Source organism: Sinorhizobium sp. 22678, from assembly GCF_052044265.1.
Classification (GTDB): Bacteria; Pseudomonadota; Alphaproteobacteria; order Rhizobiales; family Rhizobiaceae; genus Sinorhizobium; species Sinorhizobium meliloti_A.
In genome coordinates this window covers 414,786-438,893 of sequence record NZ_JBQEMS010000001.1, presented here as the reverse complement: position 1 = coordinate 438,893, position 24,108 = coordinate 414,786, and the positions used below count along the sequence as shown (strand labels likewise).

Sequence of the window (24,108 nt, the reverse complement as noted above, 5' to 3'; positions counted from 1 at the left end):
GATGCCGGCTGTCCAGTTCCTGTTTTTCAATTTAGACCCCGCGGGGCGGCTGACAAGCCGCCGCCGTCGCACTATCTCGTGAGCTTGACACCAAAGCCTGAAGCATTGCGTTCCAGGCGCGAATGCGGACATATGCGCCGAAGCGAGCTTGTGGTGCATACCCGCTACAGCGCCGCGTCTTATCAGACGCGCAAGGCTTGCTGTAGCACTTTTAACTGCTGCATGCGTTTGTCCTCGATCGGTCACGAACAAGGAAACATGCAGCAGGCCACGGCGTCATGCTTCGGATGCAAGATCGAGACCAAACGGGACGGAACAATGGCAGAAGCCAAGATTCAGCAAATGGGCGATGCGGCCGGCCTCGCGGCGCTTATCGCACGCGCTGCCGGGCAGACGGGCGGCGAGGCGAGAGGGTTGCCGCCGGTTGACCGCTGGAATCCGCCGTTCTGCGGCGACATCGACATGGAGATCCGCGGCGATGGAACCTGGTTCTACATGGGCACGCCGATCGGCCGGCAGCCGCTGGTGAGGCTGTTCTCGACCGTGCTTCGCAAGGACGAGGACGGCAAGACCTATCTCGTCACGCCTGTGGAAAAGGTCGGCATCCGGGTCGCCGACGCGCCGTTCATCGCCGTGGAGATGAGCGTGACCGAGAAGGAAGGCGAGAATGTGCTGACCTTCCGCACCAATGTCGGCGACGTGGTCGAGGCGGGCCCGGAGCATCCCTTGCGCTTCGTTATCCACGGCGACAATCGTGAACTCAAACCCTATCTGCATGTGCGCGGGCGGCTTGAAGCGCTCGTCTCGCGACCGGTGATGTACGACATCGTCGAGCTCGGCGAGACCATCGCGGTGCAAGGGGTGGAGATGTTCTGCGTCAGATCGGCCGGAGCGATCTTCCCGATCATGCCCGCGGCCGAGCTGGAAGCTTTGTGCCGATGAACGGTCGCCCATACTCCGCCGACGAATTCCGTCGCCGCGCGCTGCAGCAGGCGGGGGGGCCGATCGAGACTGCCTGGCGCGATCACGGCGATTTCCTGCTGAACCCGGGCATCGTATCCTATCTCGAGTCCCTGCATCTGAAGGACGCCGCAGTCCTCGTCCCCGTCGTCGACGACGGCGAAGACGCCAACGTCATCTTCACCCAGCGCACCTCGAATTTGCGCAAGCATTCCGGTCAGGTCGCCTTTCCGGGCGGTGCGGTGGATCCGGAAGATCACTCCATCGAAGTCGCCGCACTGCGCGAGGCTGAGGAGGAGATCGGGCTCGATCCGCGTTTCGTCGAGACGGTCGCGCGGCTGCCGCATTACATGGCCATGTCCGGCTTCCGCATCACTCCGGTGCTTGCGGTGGTTCAGCCCGGCTTCGTGCTTGAGCCGAACCCGGAGGAAGTGGAGAGCGTGTTCGAGGTGCCGTTGTCGTTCCTGATGAATCCGCGAAATCATGGACGGGGAAGCAGTCACTGGCAGGGCGCTGAGCGCCATTTCTATCGTATGCCCTATGGCGAAAGGAACATCTGGGGGATCACCGCGGGGATCGTCCGCATGCTCTATGAAAGGCTCTATGCATGACTTCCATTGTCGCCGAGCGCTGGTTTCAGGCTCCTCATCTTCGCCGCATTTTCGACCTGTTGAACGCCGATGGCGGCGAGGTTCGGGTCGTCGGAGGCGCGATCCGCAACAGCCTCATGGGTTTGCCGGCCGGCGACGTCGACCTGGCAACCACCTGGCGTCCCGAGGAGGTGACCGAGCGGGCGGGGCGCGCCGGCATCAAGGCGGTGCCGACGGGAATCGACCATGGCACCGTGACGCTCGTCATAGAAGGTGTTCCCTATGAGATAACGACTCTGCGCCGTGACGTCGCGACCGATGGGCGTCGCGCCGAAGTGGCCTTCGGGACCGACTGGAAAGCGGATGCGGAACGCCGCGACTTCACCATCAACGCCCTCTATGCCGGTGCGGACGGCGAGATCATCGACCATGTCGGGGGCCTCGGGGACATCGAGACGCGGACGGTGCGTTTCATCGGCAGCGCGGCCGAACGCGTGGCCGAAGATTACCTCCGTATTCTTCGCTTCTTCCGCTTCTTCGCCCATTATGGCAGCGGCCGTCCGGACGCCGAGGGCCTGCGGGCCTGCGCCCAGGCCCGCGCGAAGCTCGCGACGCTTTCCGCCGAACGCGTGTGGACGGAGACGAAGAAGCTGCTTTCGGCCGACGACCCCGGCCGTGCGCTCCTGTGGATGCGGCAGGCAGGTGTGCTGAGCGAGATCCTGCCCGAGACCGAAAAATGGGGCATCGACGCTATCCCCGCGCTGATCGCGGCGGAGAAGGGTTTTTCCTGGCAGGCGGACCCGCTTCTGAGGCTTGCGGCGATGGTCCCGCCCGACGCCGACCGGCTCGAAGCCATGGCCAAACGTCTGCGGCTGTCCAAGGCGGAGAGCGCTTACCTCGACCGGTTCGCCGAAGCGCCGGAAATCGCCGCTACTCTTGCGGATGCGGCGCTCGAGCGCAGGCTCTATCGCCATGGCGCAGAAGGCATCGTCGTCCGACTGAGGCTTGCGCTTGCCTCGGCACGCCGCAAGGCCGAAACCGATCCGGCATTCCTTGCCGACAGCGCGTCCTTTCACCGACTCCTTGCACGGGCGGAGAAATGGCAGCGGCCTGTCTTCCCGTTGAACGGTGCCGATGTCCTCAAGCTGGGGGTTCCCGCCGGTCCCAAGGTGGGGGAAGTGTTGGCAGAGCTCGAAGCCTTCTGGGTCGAGCGCAACTTCAAGGTCGAGCGGGCGACCCTCGTCGCCCGGCTCGAGTCGATGGTGCGGTCGGGCTGAGACCGGTTCGAGCCGCGGTCAGGCGACCTTGGTTTCGTCGACGATGCGGGCCTTGATGTTGTCGACCATGTTTTCGCGGATGATCGTCTCGCCATGGGTCTCGCGCATATGCTCGACGACCCGGCGCACGATTTCCGCATCATTGTCAGCGCGGGTGTGCCAAGCGCAACCCGGGACGAGCGAACCGCATTCGAATAGGCGCATGGTGTTCCTCCTTCCTACAATCGGCAAGCCTCCCCTTGAAAAGCCTAGCATCAACCCGCGCTCTCGCCAAATTGTTCCGGCCCGGACCCCGAGCGAAGAAAATCCTGTAAACGGGCGCTTTGTTGGTGCTATGCCTGTGGCAATCGAGGATCCAGCAAAGGCCGCATTCACACATGACCGCTGTTCAATCGGAACTGATTTCCGCCATTCGAAGCATTCCGGACTATCCGAAGCCCGGCGTCATGTTCCGTGACATCACGACCCTGCTCGGCAATCCGCGGGCCTTCCGCCGGGCGATAGACGAGCTCGTCCATCCCTATGCCGGTACCAAGGTCGACAAGATCGCCGGCATCGAGGCGCGGGGCTTTATCCTTGGCGGGGCGATTGCGCACCAGCTTTCGGCCGGCTTCATACCCATTCGCAAGAAGGGAAAGTTGCCGCACGACACGGTGCGGATCGCCTACAGTCTGGAATACGGCGTGGACGAGATGGAAATGCACAGGGACGCGGTCGCTCCCGGCGATAAGGTGATCCTCGTCGATGACCTGATCGCCACGGGCGGCACCGCCGAGGGCGCCGCCAAGCTCCTGAAGCAGATGGGTGCGGACATCGTCGCAGCCTGCTTCATCATCGATCTGCCTGAGCTCGGCGGGCGCAAGAAGCTCGAAGCGCTCGGCGTCAGTGTGCGCACGCTCATCGAATTCGAGGGGCATTGAGCCCACAGGCTTTTAGGCCAGGATCGAACAGCTGGCCTCGGCCATTCAAGCGAATTCGATGACCTTGCTCTCGAAGCGGATGACCGGCTCGCCGTGCTGGTTCTCGCCCTCGCAGAGGATCGTGTTGATCCGCCAGCCGGGTCGCGAGGCGACGATCCGGGCCTCCAGTAACGTGACCGCATAGGTGATCGTGTCGCCGGCATAGACCGGCTTCAGCCACCTGAGTTCCTTGAACCCGGGCGAGGGGCCGAGCGTCGGCGCATGCAGTCCCTCGGCTGCAAGGCGGCGGATCTCCTCTTTCCAGAACCGCAGGAAGCACTGCATCCAGCCGGCGCTGGTATGCCATCCGGAGGCGCAAAGACCGCCGAAAAGCGACTGTCTCGCCTGCTGCTCGTCGACGTGGAAGGGCTGCGGGTCGAAATCGCGGGCGAAGCGGATGATGTCCTCCGCGGTGAATGTCAGGCTGCCGGTGACCACCTTGCGCCCGGCCTGGTAGAGCTCCTCCAGCGTCATCATGCGCGCGCCTCCCCATTGCGGCGCCTGAACATGACGGAGCATTCCGAAACCGCCACGGCTTCACCGCTCTGGTTCTCGATCTCGTTGCGAAATTTGACGAAGCCGATTGCCGGCTTGGATTTCGACGGGCGCGCCTCCAGGACAAGGCTGAAGCCTGAAAGGATATCTCCGGCAAGGACCGGCTTCTTCCACTCCATGAAGTCGATGCCCGGTGACCCTTGCGAGGATGAATCGCCGAGAAAGGCCTCGATCATCATCCGCATGCCGACCGCGCTCGTGTGCCAACCGGAAGCGGCGAGGCCGCCGAGAATGCTGCTCTTGCCGACCTCTTCATCCAGATGCATGGGCTGCGGATCGAATTCGCTGGCGAAGGCGATCATGTCGTTGGCCTGCATCAGGACCGGGCTGTAGTCGAAACGCCGGCCCTGAGTGAAATCCTCGAAATAAAGCATGCCTCATTCTCTCCTTACGGCGACGCGCGTTCCAAGAGAACGCACAAAGGGCCGACCTTACGTGGCTTCCGTCCGGCTGATTTTCCAGGTTGCGCATGTCGATTGTTCATGCGATCACCTTACCGAAAGTTGCGCGTTGCAGCTTTTTCCCGCAAGGATCCGCCCGTGACAGATTTGAACAAGGCCCTGGCGGCAGCCGCCGAAAAGGGACTCATATCAGCCGATCGTGTCAATGATCTTGATGCTTTTCTTTCGGCGCGGGGGGTGAGTGCAGGCCCCGCAATGGCCGCAGCAAGCCGCCCTGACGAGACACGCCACGATGCGCAAGCGGCAGAAGAGAGCGAGCAGCCGCGCTTCCTGCGCGGATTCCACGACATTCTTATCACGATCGGCGTGGTGGTCGTGCTTGTGGGGCTCTGGGGCATCGGCGGCACGATCGCCGTGCTGCCGCTAATCATCGTTCTGGCGGAAATACTCGTGCGCCGGCAGAGGCTGGCCTTGCCCGCGGTTGCGCTGACCCTGGCGCTCGTTCATTGGGTCGGGCAGGGAATGTACAACGTCATGGCGGCCGGACAGCCTGCGTGGACGGACGAGACCTATTTGATGTTGGCCTATGTCTGCGCTTTTCCAGTCCCTCTGGGGCTGTTTTACTGGCGCTACAGAATTCCCCTGTCTTTCGCCCTGTTCCTGCTGTCGATAGCAGCCGTGGCGGTCGCCTTCGTTTTCCTCGCTCTGGACAAAGCCTTCGGGGTCGACTTCGTTCTGGAAGCGTATCCCCATCTGGTCGCAGCGATTCTTCTCGTGGCGGCGCTGGCGATTTTTGCGCTTGCCATGCGCTACGACATCTCGGACCCGCATCGTCTGACCTTGCGCTCCGACATAGCCTTCTGGCTGCATCTCGCGGCGGCACCGGCCTTACTCCATGCGATGCTCGGTTTCATCGTCTTATCCAGTCAGGGCGACGTTTGGTGGACAGGAGAGGGGGGCCTGGGTCAGTCAGCCGCCGTTATTTTCCTCGTGGCGCTTTTCATGACGATCGGTCTGGTGATCGATCGCCGCGCATTCGTGACGTCGGGCCTTTTGTCGCTGGGCGCAGCCATTTGGACGATCCTCCAGAAAAGCGGCGCCTCGCTCGATACCTACGTCTTCATCGCCTCCGCGGTGGTTGGGCTGACGGTACTCGTGATCGGCATTTTCTGGCAGCCGCTGCGCCGCGCAGCGATGAGCCTGCTGCCCGTCGCGATCACCGCGCGCCTGCATGCCGTGCGGTGATCCTGGCTCGCAACGGTTCCGCGCTTACGTATTGAACCGGAAATGGATGACGTCGCCGTCCTGGACGACGTATTCCTTGCCTTCGTCGCGAGCCTTGCCGGCCTCCTTCGCGCCGTTTTCGCCGCCATAGGCGATATAGTCGTCATAGGCGATCGTGTTGGCGCGAATGAAGCCGCGCTCGAAATCCGAATGGATGACGCCGGCGGCCTGCGGGGCCTTGGTGCCGCGCGGGATCGTCCAGGCGCGGGTCTCCTTCGGTCCAACCGTGAAATAGGTGATGAGATCGAGGAGCTTGTAGCCGGCGCGGATCAGACGGTCGAGGCCGGCTTCCTCGAGACCGATCGCCGCGAGGAATTCCTTCGCTTCCTCTTCCGGAAGCTGCGCGACTTCGGATTCGATCGCCGCCGAAATGACGACCGTTTCGGCGCCCTGTTCCCTGGCCATCTTCTCGACGGCGCGGGTGTGCTCGTTGCCGGTCGCCGCGTCGCTTTCGGCGACGTTGCAGACGTAAAGAACCGGGTGCGAGGTGAGCAGGTTGAGGCTCTGGAGAATGCGAAGCTCGTCGGCGTCTAGCTTGGAAAGCAGGGTGCGCACGGGCTTGCCTTCCTGCAGCAGCTTCAACGATGCTTCCATGATCGGAAGCTGCGCCATCGACTCCTTGTCTTTGCCGGTCGCACGCTTGCGCGTCTGTTCGGCACGCCGCTCGAGGCTGTCGAGATCGGCGAGCATCAGCTCGGTCTCGATGGTGTCGGCGTCTTCGACCGGATGGATGCGGCCTTCGACATGGGTGATGTCGTCGTCCTCGAAACAGCGCAGCACGTGCACGACGGCATCCACCTCGCGGATGTTGGCGAGGAACTGGTTGCCGAGGCCCTCGCCCTTGGACGCACCGCGCACCAGCCCGGCGATGTCGACGAAGGAGATGCGGGTCGGGATGATTTCCTTCGACTTGGCGATGTCGGCGAGTTTGCGCATGCGCGGGTCGGGCACGGCGACTTCGCCGGTGTTCGGTTCGATCGTGCAGAAAGGATAGTTCGCCGCCTGCGCCGCCGCCGTCTTGGTCAGCGCGTTGAAGAGTGTGGACTTGCCGACATTCGGCAGCCCGACGATACCGCATTTGAAGCCCATGGCTATAATCCGTCGTTCCTGATTTCTTGAGCGTGGCTATGGGATAAAGGAGAGAGGCGGTCAAGCTTTTCGCGCCGGTCCGCTTGCTCCGGCAGCCGGGTTTCACTTGAATGCCGGGGGACGGAGCGCGATATTGGCGGTAGCGGAGCGAGGAAAAAGGTGGGCGGTTTGCCACCTTCGCCCGCTTGATCGCCAACGCTTTTCTCATGCCATCGACGGCGGATTACCCATGAGCGACAATGATGTAGCCGCAAAGCGCCTGACCAAGCCGAAGCTGGAGCGGCCGAAGCTCTACAAGGTGCTGCTGGTCAATGACGACTACACGCCGCGCGAATTCGTGGTCATGGTGCTGAAGGCGGTTTTCCGGATGAGCGAGGAGGCAGGCTACCGGGTGATGATGACGGCCCACAAGATGGGCACTTCGGTCGTGGTGGTGTGTGCAAAGGACGTTGCGGAGACCAAAGCCAAGGAAGCGACCGACCTCGGCAAGGAGGCGGGCTTTCCGCTGCTGTTCACCGCAGAGCCCGAGGAGTGAGGCGGCGGCCTGCCCGGTTGGAGCGAAACCGCGCATCCCGGTCCGCTCATTTCTGTGCTTGTCACAGGAATCCAGCCAGACCAAGTCCTTGGGCTGAAAGAACTCTTCCCGCGCCGCAGACGCGGCGCTGCTGGATCCCTGTGACAAGCACAGGGATGAGGGGAGGAGAGATTGCAGTCCTCCGATACGTTCCTACAGCGCCGCCCGTCTTATGAGACGCGCAGAGGTCGCAGCGGCGCACGGTCGGTACTCGAGGAATTCAAGCGCATCGCCATGCGTGCCGACAAACCGACGAGAGCTTCAACGCCATTATCCATCTCGCAGCAGTTGTCATAAACTCAAGACGGATCTCAACAGGCCTTAATCCCCCTTCGGCCCGAACATCTTCTTCAGCATGTCGGCCATCGGCCCGGTCGCCGGCAGCTTCTTCGGCTGGGCCGTGACACGCGCCTGATGGATATGGGATTGCCCCGCCTGCTTCTTCGCAGCGACGGGTTTTTCCGCCTCCGGCTTGCCGCCGGTTGCCAGGGCGATCTTGTTCATGATTTGCGAATCCTCGCCCTTCACCAGCATGTCCGCATTGTCGGCGATCGCTTCGAGCAGCGGTGACAGCCAGGTCTGGTCGGCCTTGGCGAAATCGCCGAGGACATGTGCGTGGACCAGATCCTTGACTCCGGGGTGGCCGATGCCGAGGCGCAGGCGGCGGTATTCCTTGCCGCAATGGGCATCGATCGACTTGATGCCGTTGTGCCCGCCGTGGCCGCCGCCGGTCTTGATCCGGGCCTTGCCGGCGGGAAGGTCCAGTTCGTCATAGATGACGACGATGTCCTTCGGCGCGAGCTTGTAGAAGCGCATCGCTTCGCCGAGCGCTTCGCCGGAGAGATTCATGAAGGTCTGCGGCTTCATCAGCAGAACGCGTTCGCCGTCGATCTCGCCTTCGGAGATCTCCGACTTGAATTTCCTCGACCAGGCGGAAAAGCCCTGGCGCCGCTGAATGGCGTCGACGGCCATGAAGCCGATATTGTGGCGGTTGCCGGCATATTTCGGGCCGGGGTTGCCAAGTCCCGCGATGATCAGCATGCGGCCAAACTCCTGCATTCGCCCTGTGGCGATATATTTGAGTGGCAATCGCCACGCCCAGTTCCCTCAGCCCAAAATCACCGCCATCACCCAAAGTCAACGGCCTTTTTCCGATACCACCTTATCCGGTTCGCGGGCGGGGGGCAGCATTTGACGGGCAAAAGAAAACCCGCCCCACGAAAATGGGACGGGTTCTTTCACTCGGGGGCGATCCGGCGTGGAACAGGGCGTCCGCCGGAAACAGAGATCAAGCCTCTTCTTCGCCGCCTTCAGCTTCTTCTTCAGTCGGTTCGACTTCCTGCGTGCGGCCGGCGATCGTGGCAACCGTGAAGTCGCGGTCGGTGATGACCGGGGTCGCACCTGCGGGAAGCGCGACGTTCGAAATGTGAACGGTGTCGCCGATCTTGAGGCCGGTGAGGTCGACCGTCAGGAATTCCGGGATGTTGTCGGCGGAAACGTTGAGTTCGACCTCGTGACGGACGATGTTCAGCGCGCCGCCCTGCTTCAGGCCCGGCGACTTCTCTTCGTTCTCGAAGCGAACCGGAACCTGTACGGATACCTGGCTGCCCTTGGTGACGCGCAGGAAATCGACGTGCATGGTGAAGTCACGCACCGGATCGAGCTGATAGTCCTTCGGCAGGACGCGGATCTTTTCGCCGTTGACGTTGATCGTCGCAACGGTGGTCATGAAACCGCCGCCGTGGATCTTCATCGTCACTTCCTTGGTGGAGAGTGCGATGGCAAGCGGGGCCTGCTTGTCACCGTAGATGACAGCCGGGATAAGACCGTTGCGGCGAAGTTCACGGGAGGACCCCTTACCAACCCGTTCGCGCGTCTCGGCCTTGAGCTCGTAGGTTTCGCTCATAGGTAGACCTTTCTATGTTGTTTGGAGAGTTCGTCCGTCAAGAATGCGGAAAAACCTGAAGCCGCCATGCGGCTTCATCCGCGTTGCCTCCAAGGGTGTCTGCGCGGACGCGGGGTCCATAACCGAGAACCGGCGCGAATGCAAGGCGCGGCGTCAGGCCCTCTTTTTGGCTAGACGCGCGAGCGCCAGCATGAGGCCGCCCGCGACAAGCCCCCAAAAGGCCCCCGACACGCCGGCGAAACCGACGCCCGAGGCGGTGACGAGAAACGTGATGGCGGCTGCTTCGCGGGTCTCGGCATTCGTGAAGGCGGCAACTGCGGAACCAGAAAAGGCGCCGATCAGCGCAAGTCCGGCAACGGCCTCGATGAGGACCGATGGGGCAAGGCTGACGAAGGTCGTGACGGCTCCGGCCAGGAGGCCGAAGACGACGTAGGCGATGCCGGCATTGATTGCCGACCAGTAGCGGCGGGCGCGGTCGGGATGAGAATCGGAGCCGGCGCACATCGCCGCGGTGATCGCCGCGAGATTGACTGCATGTCCGCCGAAAGGGGCGCTCAGCAGCGTGAAAAGCCCGGTCGTGGCGAAGAGGGGACCCGGATCGGGGTGGTAGTCATTCACCTTCAGGACCGCGATGCCGGGAATGTTCTGCGATGCCATCGTAACGATGAAAAGCGGCAGAGCGATGCTGACCAGGGCGGAGGTGCTGAGGGAAGGCGGAACGAACTCGAGCTTCGGAACGAGCGCGGCGGAGAGCCCGGCCACGGCGCCCTCCGGCATCTCGATCCCGAAGGCGACGACGAGAACGAAGGCGACGAGCGCGGCGGGAACGGCATAGAGCCTGCTGAAGCTGCCGACGACGGCCCAGGCAAGAACGATAGGCAGGCCGAAGAGCGGGTTGAAGGCGATCGCCTTGACCGGAGCGAAGCAAAGGCTCAGGAGTACGCCGGCGAGCATCGCGTTTGCCAATGCCGCGGGGATGGCGGACACCATCCGGCCGAGGGGCTTCCACAGGCCGGCGACGATGATCAGCACTCCGCAGACGAGGAAGGCGCCGACGGCAGCGCTGAAGCCGCCTTCCACTGCGCCGGAACTCGCGAGCAGGGCCGCGCCCGGTGTCGACCAGGCGACGCTGACGGGAAGTCTCGTGACGGCGCTGATGACGATAGCGCAGATGCCCATCGAGACCGACAGCGCCATCAGTCCGGAGGCTGCCTGCGTCTCGTTCGCACCGACGCCGGCGAGCCCGTGCAGGACCACGGCGAAGGAGCTGGCAAAGCCCACGAATGCAATCAGCACGCCCATGAAGAGGCTTTGGACGGAGAAATCTCGGAGCATGGCGGACAACCGGGTGTTGCGATAAGCGAGGTTCCGTGTCGAGTAGCATATCCTCGCCGCCTGTCGATACCGATCTGACGGCGCGCGTCGAGGGCGGAACGAAAAAACCTTCGTCTAGCTGGACCTCCCGCAGCATCGATGCCTATAGTCAGGCCGGGGGAATTGCGCCGTGGGGGAGTTCGGCGCCTGTTCCGCCGAAGAACGCTGTCCAAGCGGAGGAGGGGGCGCGGGTCTCGCCCGTGTGCCTTGCTTGCAAGCGTTGATCACGTCCACGGGCCGGCAGGCCCGATCGCCGCGATCCAGGGAGGGAGCGAATGCCTTCGATCAGGGACCACTCCGAGCGGGTCTACCGCATCGCACATCAGTCTTCCGCTGCGGTGACTTCGCCGGTCGCTGCATCGTGGCGCCGCTGCATGACGCTGCACGGCCTGGCGCCCGAGGAGGCGCGTTCGCCCTGGCGGCTTTCCGAGAGCGAGTTCCGGCTGGCGCGCGAAAGCTCCGGCGTCCTGATCGCGGAGGCGAAAGGCGAGCTCGACCGGCTGTTCGCCACGGTCGGAAAGGCCGGGTGCTGCCTGCTGCTGACCGACGGAAAGGGCGTTGCGCTGGAACGACGCGGCGCCGGCGGCGACGATGCGGACTTTCGCGGTATCGGGTTGTGGTCGGGAACCGTGTGGAGCGAGGCGAGCGTCGGGACCAATGGCATCGGTACGGCGATCGCGGACGAGCGTCCGGTCCTCATCCAGCGCGACCAACACTTTCTCAGCCGCAATATTGGCCTGAGCTGCGCGACGGCACCGATCCGCGACGAGAGCGGCAAGCTCGCCGCAGCGATAGACATCTCCACCTGCCGCGACGACGCATCCGAGGTGACGCTCTCGATCCTCTCGCAGGCGGTGCGCGATGCCGCAGCGCGAATCGAGGCCAATCTTTTCCGCCGCGCTTTCGTCGGCGCTCGCATCGTTCTCGTCCCGGTCGATCGGACGGGACCTGCACTGCTTGCGGTCGACCGTGACGATCTCGTTCTCGGCGCGACGCGGGCTGCCCGGCTGTGGCTCGGACTCGACGACGAGCGTATCGCCGCCGGCGTCCCGGCTTCCGACCTGCTTCAGGAAGACCTGCCTGGCGAGGGCGGCGAATTGCCGGACGCCGAACGTGCGGCGCTGCGCCGCGCGCTCTCTCGGGCGAAGGGTAATGTGTCGATGGCGGCCGATCTCCTCGGCATCAGCCGCGCGACCCTCTACCGCAAGATGAAGCGGCTTTCTCTCAACTGATCGATATGGACGTCGACCTGTCGCAATTCTGAAACAGTCGGTGCCATCAACCGCGGCGCCGCCCTACCGGAAAAGCGCGTTGGGCCTCACTCTCCTTCCACAGCAACCGCACCGCTGTCATCCAAGGGAGGAAGTCCATGCTGCATCAGAAGATCGTCGAGAACCCCTACAAGCAGAAATACGGAAACTTCATCGGCGGCGAATGGCGCGAACCCGTTGCGGGCCGCTATTTCGACAACACGACGCCGATCACCGGCGGCACGCTTTGCCAGGTCGCGCGTTCAGACGCCGCCGACATCGAGCTTGCTCTCGACGCGGCGCACGCCGCAAGGGAGAAATGGGGCCGGAGTTCGGCGACGGAGCGGTCCAACATACTGATGAAGATCGCCGCCCGCATGGAGGACAATCTGGAGCTTCTGGCACGGGCCGAAACCTGGGACAACGGCAAGCCGATCCGCGAGACGATGGCCGCCGACATTCCGTTGGCGATCGATCATTTTCGCTATTTCGCTGCCTGCATCCGTGCGCAGGAGGGTTCGATCGGCGAGATCGACCACGACACCGTCGCCTACCATTTCCACGAGCCGCTCGGCGTCGTCGGCCAGATCATTCCTTGGAACTTCCCGATCCTGATGGCCGCTTGGAAGCTTGCGCCGGCGCTTGCCGCCGGAAACTGCGTCGTGCTCAAACCGGCCGAGCAGACGCCGGGGTCGATCCTGGTCTGGGCGGAACTTATCGGCGACCTCCTGCCGCCGGGTGTCCTCAACATCGTCAACGGCTTCGGCCTCGAAGCGGGCAAGCCGCTCGCCACCAGCCCGCGCATCGCCAAGATCGCTTTTACCGGCGAGACGACGACCGGGCGGCTTATCATGCAATATGCCAGCCAGAACCTCATCCCGGTCACGCTGGAGCTCGGCGGAAAGTCGCCGAACATCTTCTTCGCGGACGTCGCCAGCGAGGACGACGACTTCTTCGACAAGGCGCTCGAGGGCTTCGCCATGTTCGCGCTGAACCAGGGCGAGGTCTGCACCTGCCCGAGCCGCGCGCTTGTCCAGGAGAGCATCTACGACCGCTTCATGGAGCGGGCGGTAAAGAGGGTCGAGGCGATCCGGCAGGGCAATCCGCTCGATGAAGCAACGATGATCGGTGCGCAGGCTTCGAGCGAACAGCTCGAGAAAATCCTCGCCTATATCGAAATCGGCAAGGAGGAAGGCGCCGAGGTGCTGACCGGCGGCGGGCGCAATGTGCTCGAAGGCGATCTCTCGGGCGGCTACTACGTCAAGCCGACCGTATTCCACGGCCACAACAGGATGCGCATCTTTCAGGAGGAGATTTTCGGGCCGGTCGTTTCGGTGACGACCTTCAAGACGGAAGCCGAGGCGCTGGAAATCGCCAATGACACGCTCTACGGGCTCGGCGCCGGCGTGTGGAGCCGCGATGCCAATCGCTGCTACCGCTTCGGCCGCGCGATCGAGGCCGGCCGTGTCTGGACCAATTGCTACCACGCCTATCCGGCGCACGCCGCCTTCGGCGGTTACAAGCAATCCGGCATCGGGCGCGAGACGCACAAGATGATGCTCGACCACTACCAGCAGACGAAGAACATGCTGGTAAGCTACAGCCCGAAAGCGCTCGGCTTCTTCTGATCCGGCCGGGCCCGTGCCGGCCCGATCCCCGCGGCGGGCTCCCGATGCTTCATCGGGGGCCTTCCGGCTTCCGCGAATGAGGAGATGAAAATTGAGCGACGGAGCAACGGAGTCGCGCGTGCTTGCGACGGATGCGGCGATCGACCTCATCCGCGAAATCCGGCGCGATCATCCGGATATACTCTTTCACCAGTCGGGCGGCTGCTGCGACGGCTCGTCGCCCATGTGCTACCCGGCGGACGATTACATCGTCGGCGACAACGACGTGAAGCTCGGCGAGATCGACGGCGTGCCCGTCTATATCAGCTCGAGTCAGTACGAGGTCTGGAAGCACACGCAGCTGATCATCGACGTCGTGCCCGGCAGGGGCGGCATGTTTTCGCTGGATAACGGCCGGGAGAAGCGGTTCCTCACCCGCTCGCGCCTGTTTGGTGGGGGCGAGGTTTGCCTGGTGCAGCCCCGCGGTTGACCACGGGAAATTTGTTCGCGTGTTTTCGTTTCATGCTATCGCTGGTTATCTTCAAGCGATGGATGGCGGGCATGGACAAGCAGCAAGACAAGCACCTGAAATTCCGCGCATTGCACGATCGCGAGGGCGCTTTCGTAATCCCCAATCCCTGGGATGCAGGTTCTGCGCGCATTCTCGCGGCGGTCGGCTTCGAGGCGCTGGCGACGACGAGCGCGGGGCTTGCGTTTTCCATCGGCCGGAGGGATTCGGCGGCGGCTCTCTCGCGCGACGTCATATTGCAGAATGCCCGCGATATCGTCGAGGCGACCGAATTGCCGGTGTCCGCGGATCTGGAGGACGGCTTCGGTAAGGATCCGCTGTGCTGTGCCGAGACGATTTCGCTTGCGGCAGGCGTCGGGCTCGTCGGTGGTTCGATCGAAGACGCAACCGGTGATGCGGCCGATCCCGTCTTCGAGTTCGGCCTGGCCGTGGAACGTGTTGCCGCTGCCGCAGAGGAAGCCCGCAAGCACCCCTTCGTCCTCACCGCGCGCGCCGAGAACTTCCTGTGCGGACGGCCTGACCTCGACGATACCATCCGGCGCCTCGTCGCATTCGAGGAGGCCGGTGCGGATGTCCTCTATGCGCCGGGGCTGCCTGACATCAAGGCGATCCGAACGGTCTGCTCCGCCGTCAAGCGCCCGGTCAATGTGGTCATGGGGCTCGCCGGGCAGGTCTACACAGTGGAACAACTGCAGGAGGCGGGCGTGAAGCGCATCAGTGTCGGCGGCTCTTTTGCACGGGCGGCCCTTGCCGCACTCATGAGCGCGGCGCGAGAGGTCAAGGAGCACGGCACTTTCACCTATGCGAAAAGTGCCATGCCGGCCCGCGAGGCGGCATCATACATGCTGGACGTCAAGAGATGAACGACGTCCGCGTCTGATGAGACGCGCGGCGTCGTAAACGTCAATCGAACAGGCTCGATACCGATTCTTCCTGGCTCGTGCGGCTGATCGCCTCGCCGAGCAGCGCGGCGGTCGAGATCACACGGATATTGTGCGCGGACTGCACTGCCGTCGTCGGCTGGATCGAATCGGTGATCACCAGTTCTTTCAGCATCGAGGAGGTGACGCGCGCGACAGCGCCGCCGGAGAGGACGCCGTGGGTGATATAGGCAGTGACGCTGGTCGCGCCGTTCTTCAGCAGTGCCTCGGCGGCGTTGCAGAGCGTACCGCCGGAATCGACGATATCGTCGATGAGAAGGCAGTCCTTGCCGTTGACTTCGCCGATGACGTTCATGACTTCCGATTCACCGGGGCGGTCGCGACGCTTGTCGACGATCGCCAGCAGACAGTCCAGCCGCTTGGCGAGCGCCCGGGCACGCACGACGCCGCCGACATCCGGCGAAACGACCATGACGTTCTTGAGATTGTAGTTCTCCTTGACGTCTCGCGCGAGGATCGGAACGGCGTAGAGGTTGTCGGTCGGGATATCGAAGAAGCCCTGGATCTGCCCGGCGTGCAGGTCGAGGGTCAGAACGCGGTCCGCACCGGCTTCGGTAATGAGATTGGCGACCAGCTTGGCGGAGATCGGCGTGCGAGGACCGGGTTTTCGGTCCTGCCGGGCATAGCCGAAATAGGGAAGGACGGCGGTGATGCGGCGAGCCGAGGAGCGCCGGACCGCGTCGATCATGATGAGGAGTTCCATCAGATGATCGTTGGTCGGGAAGGAAGTCGACTGGACGATGAAGACGTCCTCGCCGCGCACGTTCTCGCCGATCTCGACGAAGATTTCCTGATCGGCGAAGCGCCTTACTGTGGCTTTGCCGAGCGGCAGGTTGAGATAGTTGCAGATCGCTTCGGCCAGCAGCCGGTTCGAATTGCCTGCGAAAACCTTCATTGACGGTCCGCCTTGAGCTGGCGCGGCCACGTCCGGTCGTCCGGGGGGTGGGTTCTCCGCGCAGATTCCGTGAGCCATTCCGATTGCGGGCAATCACTGCGGACGGCCGCTGTCAGAGCTGATCGGCCGCTTTTTAGCGTCCTTGAAGGTGAATGCAAGGGGATTGCTGCGGCGCAACGCTCAATATCCGAAAAACTTTGCGCCAGCCGCCCAAGATGACGGCGATTCCGGGCCGATTGGCCGAAAATCGGAAAGCGCGGCAAGCGGAGCCCGAGCGGAGACGCTATCCCGCAGTCGACCGACGCCATTCGATGTAGGCGTCGATCGTCTGGCTGGCGATCGCCTCCATCGTTTCTGCCGGGACCGCGCTCCAGGGGTCGGCCGCTGTGTTTGCAACGGAATCTTGTCCCTGGATGCGGTGCAGGCGATTGCCGCTGCCGTCGAGTATGTCCCAGACATAGACGACCGTCGTCTTGCCGCCGTCGTTGAGCGCTGAAAAATATCCCTTGAGGATATGGTCGCTGGTTTTGTCGGTCGAGCTCTTGATCGCGAGGCCCTGACTGCGCGCCGAGGCTCCGAGCTGCTTCGAGAGCGGCGTGACCGCCTGGACCGGTGCGCCGATGATCGGCAGAAAACGGATTCCGCCCGAGCCGGTCGCAGCTGCCGCAGGCGATGCGGCGGCTTGCTGCGTCGGCGCGGGCGCCTGCGTCGTTTCGACCGGTGTGGGCTGCTCCTCGCCGCCATTGTCTTGCGTCGCGTCTTCCACGGGCGGTGCCTGATGCCGGGCGATCCGGGCAGGCGCCGACTGAGGCTGCATCGTCTGTACCGGTGCTTCACCGCCGGCGAGACGGTTTGCCTGGCCTTCCAGCGTGCCGGCCGGGTCGGTGTAGTCGCTATAGCCGACATTGTCGGCGGCGTGCTGCGAAGGCGGGCTCGAAATGTTCGGCTGTGCCGCGAAGGCGGCGGAGCGGCCCGGCGGCACGCTTTCCACCGGCATCACCGCGGTCTGCGCCGACATGGAGTCGAGATCCGACTGGGTCACCGGAGGGGAGCGGAAAGTGCCTTCGCCCACATCCACCTGCGGGATCAGGGCGTCGGTCGTGTTGCAGCCGGCCAAGGCGGCGGCAAGGCCAAGGCTGGCGATCGGATTGATCTGCTTGCGCATCGTTCCCACCGTCTCCGCTAGATCACGATGATTTGAGGTCGAGCCGACCTAAAATCGTGACCGTGATCGCTTCCAAAGAGCGAGAGCGGGACGCGGGCGGAAAACCGCACGCACTTTTCCTCATCCCGCCCTCGAACATCCCGGCGCCGGCTGCAGCGCCGCGCGCCCTATGGACGCGCAAAGGTCGCTGCAGCAGGATCAGCCGCCGGCGCGTTCTTCACTTTCGACGGAAATCATAGGGCGATTTCCTTACGCAGATATGAAGTCCAGTCCGTAGCGCGAGAGCGGGCGGGGGGTGTCGGCCGTGGTGAGATAGGTCTGGCCGAGCGTCATGGCGGTGCCGCTGTCCGAATCCATGATGATCATGTGGACGAAGAGGGACATGTCCGGCTCGATCTCCTGCGGATTGCCGATGTGGAACATCTGGTGTTCCATCCAGGAGGGCGAGAAGCGTGCGCCGAGCGAATAGCCGCAGGCGTTCAGACGGTGCCGGGCAAGGCCGCGCTCGTCCATGATCTTTGCATGCACGTCGAAGACGGTCCCGAAGGTATTGCCGGGTCGAAGCACCATTTCGATCGCCTGGATCGTTTCCCTGCAGGCGCTGTAAAGCTCGCGGTGGCGGTTGGTGGGCTCGCCGATCACGACCGTGCGCATCATCGCCGCATGGTAATGGGCGCTGACACCGGCCCATTCGAGCGTGAGCTGATCGTTGGCGTCGAGGTTGCGCCGGCCGGCCTTGTAGCGGCAGAGCAGTGCGTCGGCCCCGGAACCGATGATGAACTCATTGGCCGGATAGTCGCCGCCGCCGGCGAAAACGGCACCCTGCATGGCCGCGAGGATATCCGCCTCGCTGCCGCCCGGGCGGATGAGTGGCAGCGCCGCGTCGAGCGCGTCGTCTGCAAGGCTCGCCGCCTTCTCGACATAAGCGATCTCCGCCGGGCTCTTGATCAGACGAAGGCGGCTGACGAGCAGCGACGCGTCGACCAGTTCCCCGAAAGTGGAGAGCTGGTGGTCGACGAGGCGCGCCGTTCTTCCCGTCATGCCGTGGGTGTCGTATTCGACGCCGATGCGGCGGCCGAGGAGATCGAGTTCACTGAGCAGGTTCTTGAGGTCCATGGCCGGATCGGCATTGACTCGATCCACCCATATTTCGATGCGCTCGATATTCGACGTATGACGCGCCTGGCGCAGGTCGGCCGAACGGGTGAGCAGGACCATGGAACCATCCCGCTTGACCACCAGCGACTGGAAGAAGCAATAGCCGAAGGTGTCGTAGCCGGTCAGCCAGTACATGCTCTCCTGCGCGAAGAGCAGTATCGCGTCGAGCTTTTCTTCCTGCATCTTGGCCGTGAGCCGCGCCAGGCGGGCCGCATATTCTTCTTCGGCGAAATGAAGCGCCATCTCAAACCTCCCGTATGGAAATCGCTGATATCTGCCGCCCGTAATCAGGCTCCTGCCTGTGCGTCGTGCGGCGATAGGAGAAGAAGCGGTCTTCGTCCGCATAGGTGCAGATGCCGAGGTGTTCCGCCGTCACGCCGGCCTCGGTCAGCCGCCGGACCGTCAATCCGGGAAGGTCGAACATGGCGTGGCCGTCGCGGCCCGACGGCGTGAAAAACGACGCATAGCTTGCCTCGGTGGCGACGAAGCGGGCTACGAATTCGGGGCCGACCTCGTAGTGGCTCCGGCTGATCGACGGTCCGAGACAGGCGATGATGCGCTCGCGGCGGGCGCCGAGCGAGATCATCGCTTCGACGGTGCTTTCGAGCACGCCGCCGAGCGCGCCCTTCCATCCGGCATGGGCGGCACCGATGACGCCTGCTTCCGGATCGGCGAAAAGGACCGGACCGCAGTCGGCGGAGAGAACGCCGAGGACGATGCCGGGCGTTGCCGTTACCAGCGCATCGGCATCCGGCCGCGCGCCGTCGTAACCGGCGTCGACGATGATCGCGTCCGGCGAATGGACCTGGTGCACCGTGGCAAGTTGTCGTGGCTCCGCGTCGAACCAGCGGGCGACCCGGGCTCGGTTCTCGCCGACCCGTTCCCGCTCGTCGTTCGAGCCGAGACCGACATTCAAACCGCGGTAGATGCCCTCGGAAACGCCTCCCTGGCGCGTGAAATAACCATGTGCGATTGCCGGGCCTGCCTTTGCGGCGAAGAGCGGGCTCTGCACAGGGGATAGCGAGGCATCATCCTGCATTCGGTGTTTTCGCCCTCGTGATTTTCTAAGCTTCGTTGGAATTGAGGGCGCGTTGCGGCCCGTCGACTTGCAGCTGATTTGCCGGCGCGATGTTGACCCGGCAGGCGGGGACTGTCAATCGCCCTGCCGAGCCGAGAGACCCGAGGCGGTGCACGGCCGGCGCTAAGACGCCTTCTTCCGGAAGGGCGCCAAGGCGACTTCCGGACTGCTTACCACCAGCACCTTGAACAGCTCCCCCATCCTGCCCGCGCCGGAGCCCGCAAGCCGCTCGACATCGTCGCGGATGCTTTCCTGGGTCGTGTCGTCCTTGTCCCGGCCGAGTGCCGCAGCGCGTTCCAGGAGTCCGAGGCCGACCAGGAAATCACCCTGACGGGCAAGTCCGTTGATCTGCACACCCTCCGCTTTCGCACGGCTCGCCAACTGCTCGAAATCGACATGGCTGGTCAGGTCGGCGAGACCGGGATTGGCAAGCGGCGGATCATATTCGTGATTGCGGACGGCCTGCAGCGTGTCGCCGTAGCCGGTCGCCAGATGGCCGTAGTCGATGATGATCGCCGTGCCGCTGCCGGCCCGGAGGCGCTCGCAAAGCGCGGCCATCACCGCGTCGCGGGCGGGGGAGATTTCGAAGACCGTGCCTTCCGCGACGGTGGGCGCGGGAGAGGGCAGCAATGCGGGATCAATGCCGGCAATGCCTGCGGCAAAGGTCAATCGGCCCTCCGCATCGAGGCCGACCATGCGCTCACGGAAGCCCAGTGCGGTCCGCACGAACTGACGGATCGGAATTGCGTCGAAAAGCTCGTTCGCAGCCAGGAGCAGGAATCCGGAGGGAAGGCTGTCGAAGCTCTCATGCCAGCGGACCTTGCCTTCGTGTTCAGCCAAGGTCTCGGCCTGCAGCTTGCGAAGCCGGTCGCTGGTTTCGACGAGATGAACGGTTGCGGTCCGGTACAGCGCCGGCGCCAGCCGCCGGATGACGCGGAGCATGTCGGACATCATCGTGCCGCGGCCCGGACCGATCTCGGCGATAATCGCGTCCTCAGGCGTGCCGTGCTGCTGCCATGCATGCACGAGGAATATGCCGATCATCTCGCCGAAGAGCTGGCTGATCTCCGGCGCGGTGGTGAAATCTCCCGCCGGCCCGAACGGTTCGCGGACGCGGTAATAGCCATGCTGCGGATCGGCAAGGCAGAGGGAGAAATAGTCGGTCACGCTGATCGGTCCGTTGGTCCGGATCAGCGCCTTGACCTTGTCGGCGAGAGGATTCGTCATGACTTGTCCAGTCAAGCGGCGGCAGCCGCGCTGCGCGCCCGCGCAATGGCCCAGATTCCGACCAGTAGCATCGGCAGTGAAAGTACCATGCCCATGGTAAGCCAGTCCCCCGCAAGATAGCCGATCTGTGCGTCCGGTTCGCGGAAGAATTCCACGAAAATGCGGCTCGCGGCATAGCCGCAGACGAAGATGCCGGTGACAAGGCCGGGTATTTTCAAGGCTCTCCGGCGATAGACGAACCAGGCGAGCACGACCAGAAGCACAATGCCTTCGAGGGCCGCCTCGTAAAGCTGACTGGGATGACGGGCGAAGGGGCCTCCGGTCGGGAAGACGACCGCCCAGGGCATCGAGGACAGGCGGCCCCAGAGTTCTCCATTGATGAAATTGGCGATGCGCCCGAAGAAGAGCCCGATCGGCACCACTGCTGCCACGACGTCGAACAGGCTCCAGAGGGGGATGGCGTTCCTGCGCGCAAAGATGATCATCGCCAGCGTGGTGCCGAGAAGGCCGCCATGGAAGGACATGCCGCCGTTCCAGATCTGGATCGCGCGGACGGGATTCTCGAGGATGGAGCCGAGATCGTAGAAAAGGATGTAGCCGATGCGCCCGCCAAGTACGATGCCGCCGGCCGCCCAGAGCAGGAAGTCGTCAAGCTGCGCCAGGTTGAGGGGGGCGATGCCGTTGCGCCAGAGCGAAGCGTTCTGGATTATGCGGCGCGCGTAGAGCCATCCGAGGAGTATCCCCGCGACATACGCGAGCCCGTACCAGCGCACGGCGAGCGGCCCTATCGTGAAGATGACGGGGTCGATTTCGGGGAAGGGCAGGATGGCGAGGCGGGTCGCGATTGTTTCCAAGGTCTTCTCTCGTGCCGGACCGATGATTTCGGCGGAACATGACGAGCGAATCCGGCGCGGTCAAGCACCCGCTGCCGCCGCGCAGCGACGCCCCCGCCTCTTCGAACGTAGAAAGGTTCCCGCAGTACGCTATACTGCCCCATCGCCCCATCGCAAATTCAAGGACCCTGGAGAACGTTGAGCGGCGTCACGGACGTCATTTTCCTTGCATCCTCACGCCGGGGACCCTACCTGAAATCATGAGCTCCGCCGCATGTGGCGGGTTGGAAATGGAGACCAGAAAGATGAGCACAGGCGCCAACCGTATTCTCGATGATCTCGCTCGGCTGATGACGGATGCGGCGGGCGCGGCCCAAGGGGTGCGGCGCGAGGTCGAGGCGGCATTCCGGGCGCAAACCGAAAACTGGCTGAATTCGCTCGATGTCGTGAAGCGCGAGGAGTTCGAGGCGGTCAAGGAGATGGCCGCACGGGCACGGGACGAAAACGACGCTCTCCTTACTCGTATCGAAGCGCTGGAAGCACGTTTGGCCGCGACCGGTCCGGCAGCCGGCGACATCACGACGGGCAAGTAAAAAACCTGCCGCAGGTTGGCCTTCGGTCGCCGTCTACCCTCGAGCCGTGTGCCTTTCCGGTTCTCACGGATGCGAATGCGGCGCGGGGCCAATCGGCCACCCCGCCGTCGCCCGGCGCATTTCACTTCGTCAGCGTCACGGTTAACAAAAACTGAAAAGTTTTCCACCTGTGGACACTGGCAAAAAACCTTTATCGCAGAGTCGTTTAAGCAGCCGCGCTGAATCAGATTCATAGCGCGGGGCGCAATTCTTCCCGGCAATTTTTAGGCTCAGGGGCTGGCACGCTGACTCTGCCGTTATACACTGATTTTAAATGATGATTCGACACGGACCAAGCAAGCTCCGGGCAGGGTGAGTAAGCCAGGATAGTCGCAGGTCCAGCAATCATAGTGTGTTCGTATCCGGTATTGGGTTTGCAGTGTTGCGTCCTGTGAGCGTGACTTTGCGCGCCTTAGCCGCGCCTTTAGGGTGATGCATGAGCCTTTTGGAAATGGAAGTCGAGCGCCAGTCCAACCCGGTCGATATGATCGAGTTCGTTGCCGCGAACAATGACTGGTCGTTCGAGCGATCCGGCGAGGACGAAATTGCCATGACCGTCGAAGGCAGGTGGGCGGACTACCATGTTTCCTTTTCCTGGATGGAGGAGTTCGAGGCGCTGCATCTGGCCTGTGCCTTCGACATCAAGGTGCCGGACAGCCGCGCAAACGAGGTGATACGACTTCTGTCCCATATCAACGGCCAGGTGCTGATGGGTCATTTCGATCTTTGGCGCCAAGAAGAAGTCATCATCTTCCGGCAATCTCTGTTGCTCGCCGGTGGAGCGGAACCGACGAACCAGCAGGTCGAGGTGCTCCTGTCGAACGCGCTCGACGCCTGCGAATCCTATTTCCAAGCGTTCCAGTTCGTCGTTTGGTCGGGCATGGACGCGCAGCGCGCGGTCGACGCGGTATTGTTCGAGACCGTTGGGGAGGCATGAAGTGAGCTTTGCCGTTTCGGGTCCGATCGTGCTCGTCGGCGCCGGCAATATGGGCGGCGCCATGCTCGCGGGCTGGCTGAAGAGCGGAGTGCGCGGCAACGACGTTCTCGTCATCGATCCGGGCCCGTCACCGGCGATGGCAAAGCTGCTCACGGATAGCGGTGTGCAACATGCGACCTCCGCTCCGGCGGGCGCCGAGGCGGGCGCGATCTTCATCGCGGTCAAGCCGCAGGTGATGGAAACAGTGCTGCCTCCTCTGAAAGGGCTCGTCGGTCCGCAAACCGTGATCGTTTCGGTGGCCGCCGGCAAGACTCTCGGTTTCATCGAGCGGCACCTGGGTGAGGCGGCGACGGTGCGCGCCATGCCGAATACGCCGGCCATGATCGGACGTGGTGTGACCGGCGCCTTCGCGAATGCGCGCGTCAGCGATGCTCAGCGCGCCCTTGTGCATGATCTGCTGAAAGTCAGCGGCCCCGTCGAATGGGTCGGGAGCGAAGCGGATATCGATGCCGTGACCGCCGTCTCCGGCAGCGGCCCGGCCTATGTCTTCTATCTCGTCGAGTGCATGGCGGAGGCCGGGCGCAAGGCCGGACTCGAGGCGGACCTAGCCATGCGTCTTGCTCGGGAAACCGTCGCGGGGGCTGGTGAACTCCTCCATCAGTCCCCCGACGATGCAGCGCGCCTGCGCCAGAACGTCACTTCGCCCGGCGGTACCACGGCGGCTGCACTGGCGGTATTGATGGCGGATGACGGCATGCAGCCGCTCTTCGACCGGGCCATTGAGGCGGCGCGCAAGCGCGCGGAAGAACTGGCCGGGTAATTCCAGGCGAGAACGGCGCGTCTCGCAGTTCACTCTGAAGTTGTCGCAATCGTTCACGTTTCCGGTC

26 protein-coding genes are annotated in these 24,108 nt (G+C 63.4%); 13 read left to right on the top strand and 13 right to left on the bottom strand.

Translation table 11 applies throughout. The features are described from left to right. Positions 1–318 precede the first annotated feature (318 nt). From ACTJKL_RS02260 to ACTJKL_RS02250, 3 genes are read left to right on the top strand one after another with little or no spacing between them, the layout of a single operon-like run. Positions 319–942, top strand: a complete 624-nt coding sequence (locus ACTJKL_RS02260; protein ID WP_440852064.1) for a DUF1285 domain-containing protein — start codon at positions 319–321, stop codon at positions 940–942. Next, positions 939–1,571 (top strand): CoA pyrophosphatase, encoded by a 633-nt coding sequence (locus ACTJKL_RS02255; protein ID WP_440852063.1) that lies wholly within the window; start codon positions 939–941, stop codon positions 1,569–1,571. Before ACTJKL_RS02260 ends, ACTJKL_RS02255 begins: the two co-directional genes overlap by 4 nt. Next, entirely contained in the window at positions 1,568–2,827 is a 1,260-nt protein-coding gene (locus ACTJKL_RS02250; protein ID WP_440852062.1) for a CCA tRNA nucleotidyltransferase, read from the top strand. The genes ACTJKL_RS02255 and ACTJKL_RS02250 overlap by 4 nt, the downstream gene beginning before the upstream one ends. Before the next feature lie 18 nt (positions 2,828–2,845). Here ACTJKL_RS02250 and ACTJKL_RS02245 read toward each other — a convergent pair whose 3' ends face one another. Beyond that, on the bottom strand, positions 2,846–3,031 hold the full coding sequence (locus ACTJKL_RS02245) for a DUF1059 domain-containing protein (RefSeq protein ID WP_003534500.1): 186 nt from the start codon (positions 3,029–3,031) through the stop codon (positions 2,846–2,848). 173 nt (positions 3,032–3,204) lie between these two features. Between ACTJKL_RS02245 and ACTJKL_RS02240 the strand changes: the two genes are divergently transcribed. Next, complete coding sequence (locus tag ACTJKL_RS02240) at positions 3,205–3,747, top strand: adenine phosphoribosyltransferase (protein WP_440852061.1); 543 nt, start codon at positions 3,205–3,207, stop codon at positions 3,745–3,747. Positions 3,748–3,792: 45 nt separating this feature from the next. Here ACTJKL_RS02240 and ACTJKL_RS02235 read toward each other — a convergent pair whose 3' ends face one another. Together ACTJKL_RS02235 and ACTJKL_RS02230 are read right to left on the bottom strand one after the other, a co-directional pair. Beyond that, entirely contained in the window at positions 3,793–4,263 is a 471-nt protein-coding gene (locus tag ACTJKL_RS02235; RefSeq protein WP_127710104.1) for a MaoC family dehydratase, read from the bottom strand. Further along, positions 4,260–4,715, bottom strand: a complete 456-nt coding sequence (locus ACTJKL_RS02230; RefSeq protein ID WP_440852060.1) for a MaoC family dehydratase — start codon at positions 4,713–4,715, stop codon at positions 4,260–4,262. The genes ACTJKL_RS02235 and ACTJKL_RS02230 overlap by 4 nt, the downstream gene beginning before the upstream one ends. Positions 4,716–4,880: 165 nt before the next feature. Between ACTJKL_RS02230 and ACTJKL_RS02225 the strand changes: the two genes are divergently transcribed. Continuing rightward, the gene (locus ACTJKL_RS02225) at positions 4,881–5,987 is read left to right on the top strand and encodes a hypothetical protein (RefSeq protein WP_440852059.1); all 1,107 of its coding nucleotides are present in this window, start codon (positions 4,881–4,883) and stop codon (positions 5,985–5,987) included. A 24-nt stretch (positions 5,988–6,011) separates the two neighbouring features. On the opposite strand, the gene ychF is transcribed toward ACTJKL_RS02225, so the two are convergent. After that, positions 6,012–7,115, bottom strand: coding sequence for a redox-regulated ATPase YchF (gene ychF / locus ACTJKL_RS02220; RefSeq protein WP_440852058.1), 1,104 nt, complete (start codon positions 7,113–7,115; stop codon positions 6,012–6,014). A gap of 229 nt (positions 7,116–7,344) precedes the next feature. Here ychF and clpS point away from each other — a divergent pair, with 229 nt between their 5' ends. Next, positions 7,345–7,650, top strand: coding sequence for an ATP-dependent Clp protease adapter ClpS (gene clpS, locus ACTJKL_RS02215; protein WP_028001145.1), 306 nt, complete (start codon positions 7,345–7,347; stop codon positions 7,648–7,650). Positions 7,651–8,010: 360 nt separating this feature from the next. Here clpS and pth read toward each other — a convergent pair whose 3' ends face one another. The 3 genes from pth to ACTJKL_RS02200 all read right to left on the bottom strand — a co-directional run bounded on the left by pth (position 8,011) and on the right by ACTJKL_RS02200 (position 10,930). Then, complete coding sequence (gene pth / locus ACTJKL_RS02210; RefSeq protein WP_440852057.1) at positions 8,011–8,730, bottom strand: aminoacyl-tRNA hydrolase; 720 nt, start codon at positions 8,728–8,730, stop codon at positions 8,011–8,013. Positions 8,731–8,977: 247 nt separating this feature from the next. Beyond that, on the bottom strand, positions 8,978–9,595 hold the full coding sequence (locus ACTJKL_RS02205) for a 50S ribosomal protein L25/general stress protein Ctc (protein ID WP_018095651.1): 618 nt from the start codon (positions 9,593–9,595) through the stop codon (positions 8,978–8,980). Positions 9,596–9,748: 153 nt separating this feature from the next. Then, positions 9,749–10,930: a benzoate/H(+) symporter BenE family transporter gene (locus tag ACTJKL_RS02200; protein ID WP_440852056.1), complete on the bottom strand. Its 1,182-nt coding sequence runs from the start codon at positions 10,928–10,930 to the stop codon at positions 9,749–9,751. A 314-nt stretch (positions 10,931–11,244) separates the two neighbouring features. Between ACTJKL_RS02200 and ACTJKL_RS02195 the strand changes: the two genes are divergently transcribed. From ACTJKL_RS02195 to ACTJKL_RS02180, 4 genes are all read left to right on the top strand, one after another. Next, positions 11,245–12,201 carry a helix-turn-helix domain-containing protein gene (locus ACTJKL_RS02195; protein WP_275597549.1) on the top strand — a complete coding sequence of 319 codons (957 nt, stop codon included), beginning with the start codon at positions 11,245–11,247 and terminating at the stop codon, positions 12,199–12,201. Positions 12,202–12,338: 137 nt separating this feature from the next. Then, positions 12,339–13,847 carry an aldehyde dehydrogenase gene (gene adh / locus ACTJKL_RS02190; RefSeq protein WP_100671828.1) on the top strand — a complete coding sequence of 503 codons (1,509 nt, stop codon included), beginning with the start codon at positions 12,339–12,341 and terminating at the stop codon, positions 13,845–13,847. 91 nt (positions 13,848–13,938) lie between these two features. Further along, positions 13,939–14,316: a DUF779 domain-containing protein gene (locus ACTJKL_RS02185; RefSeq protein ID WP_440852055.1), complete on the top strand. Its 378-nt coding sequence runs from the start codon at positions 13,939–13,941 to the stop codon at positions 14,314–14,316. Between the two features lie 71 nt (positions 14,317–14,387). Further along, entirely contained in the window at positions 14,388–15,218 is an 831-nt protein-coding gene (locus tag ACTJKL_RS02180; protein ID WP_440852054.1) for an isocitrate lyase/PEP mutase family protein, read from the top strand. A 40-nt stretch (positions 15,219–15,258) separates the two neighbouring features. Here ACTJKL_RS02180 and ACTJKL_RS02175 read toward each other — a convergent pair whose 3' ends face one another. The 6 genes from ACTJKL_RS02175 to lgt form a co-directional block, all read right to left on the bottom strand. After that, complete coding sequence (locus tag ACTJKL_RS02175) at positions 15,259–16,191, bottom strand: ribose-phosphate pyrophosphokinase (RefSeq protein ID WP_018095645.1); 933 nt, start codon at positions 16,189–16,191, stop codon at positions 15,259–15,261. 283 nt (positions 16,192–16,474) lie between these two features. Further along, entirely contained in the window at positions 16,475–17,356 is an 882-nt protein-coding gene (locus tag ACTJKL_RS02170; protein WP_411933841.1) for a hypothetical protein, read from the bottom strand. A gap of 249 nt (positions 17,357–17,605) precedes the next feature. Continuing rightward, positions 17,606–18,757 (bottom strand): M24 family metallopeptidase, encoded by a 1,152-nt coding sequence (locus ACTJKL_RS02165; RefSeq protein ID WP_018095643.1) that lies wholly within the window; start codon positions 18,755–18,757, stop codon positions 17,606–17,608. A 1-nt stretch (position 18,758) separates the two neighbouring features. Then, positions 18,759–19,553 carry a peptidoglycan editing factor PgeF gene (gene pgeF, locus ACTJKL_RS02160; RefSeq protein ID WP_275597553.1) on the bottom strand — a complete coding sequence of 265 codons (795 nt, stop codon included), beginning with the start codon at positions 19,551–19,553 and terminating at the stop codon, positions 18,759–18,761. Positions 19,554–19,715: 162 nt separating this feature from the next. Further along, positions 19,716–20,819, bottom strand: a complete 1,104-nt coding sequence (locus ACTJKL_RS02155; protein ID WP_275597554.1) for a class I SAM-dependent methyltransferase — start codon at positions 20,817–20,819, stop codon at positions 19,716–19,718. Positions 20,820–20,830: 11 nt separating this feature from the next. Beyond that, positions 20,831–21,673, bottom strand: coding sequence for a prolipoprotein diacylglyceryl transferase (gene lgt, locus ACTJKL_RS02150; RefSeq protein WP_440852053.1), 843 nt, complete (start codon positions 21,671–21,673; stop codon positions 20,831–20,833). Between the two features lie 284 nt (positions 21,674–21,957). Here lgt and ACTJKL_RS02145 point away from each other — a divergent pair, with 284 nt between their 5' ends. The 3 genes from ACTJKL_RS02145 (at position 21,958) to proC (ending at position 24,041) form a co-directional block, all read left to right on the top strand. Next, on the top strand, positions 21,958–22,245 hold the full coding sequence (locus tag ACTJKL_RS02145) for an accessory factor UbiK family protein (protein ID WP_275597556.1): 288 nt from the start codon (positions 21,958–21,960) through the stop codon (positions 22,243–22,245). Between the two features lie 475 nt (positions 22,246–22,720). After that, positions 22,721–23,221, top strand: a complete 501-nt coding sequence (locus tag ACTJKL_RS02140) for a type III secretion system chaperone family protein (protein WP_018095638.1) — start codon at positions 22,721–22,723, stop codon at positions 23,219–23,221. A gap of 1 nt (position 23,222) precedes the next feature. Then, positions 23,223–24,041 (top strand): pyrroline-5-carboxylate reductase, encoded by an 819-nt coding sequence (gene proC, locus ACTJKL_RS02135; RefSeq protein ID WP_440852052.1) that lies wholly within the window; start codon positions 23,223–23,225, stop codon positions 24,039–24,041. Positions 24,042–24,108: the final 67 nt, after the last annotated feature.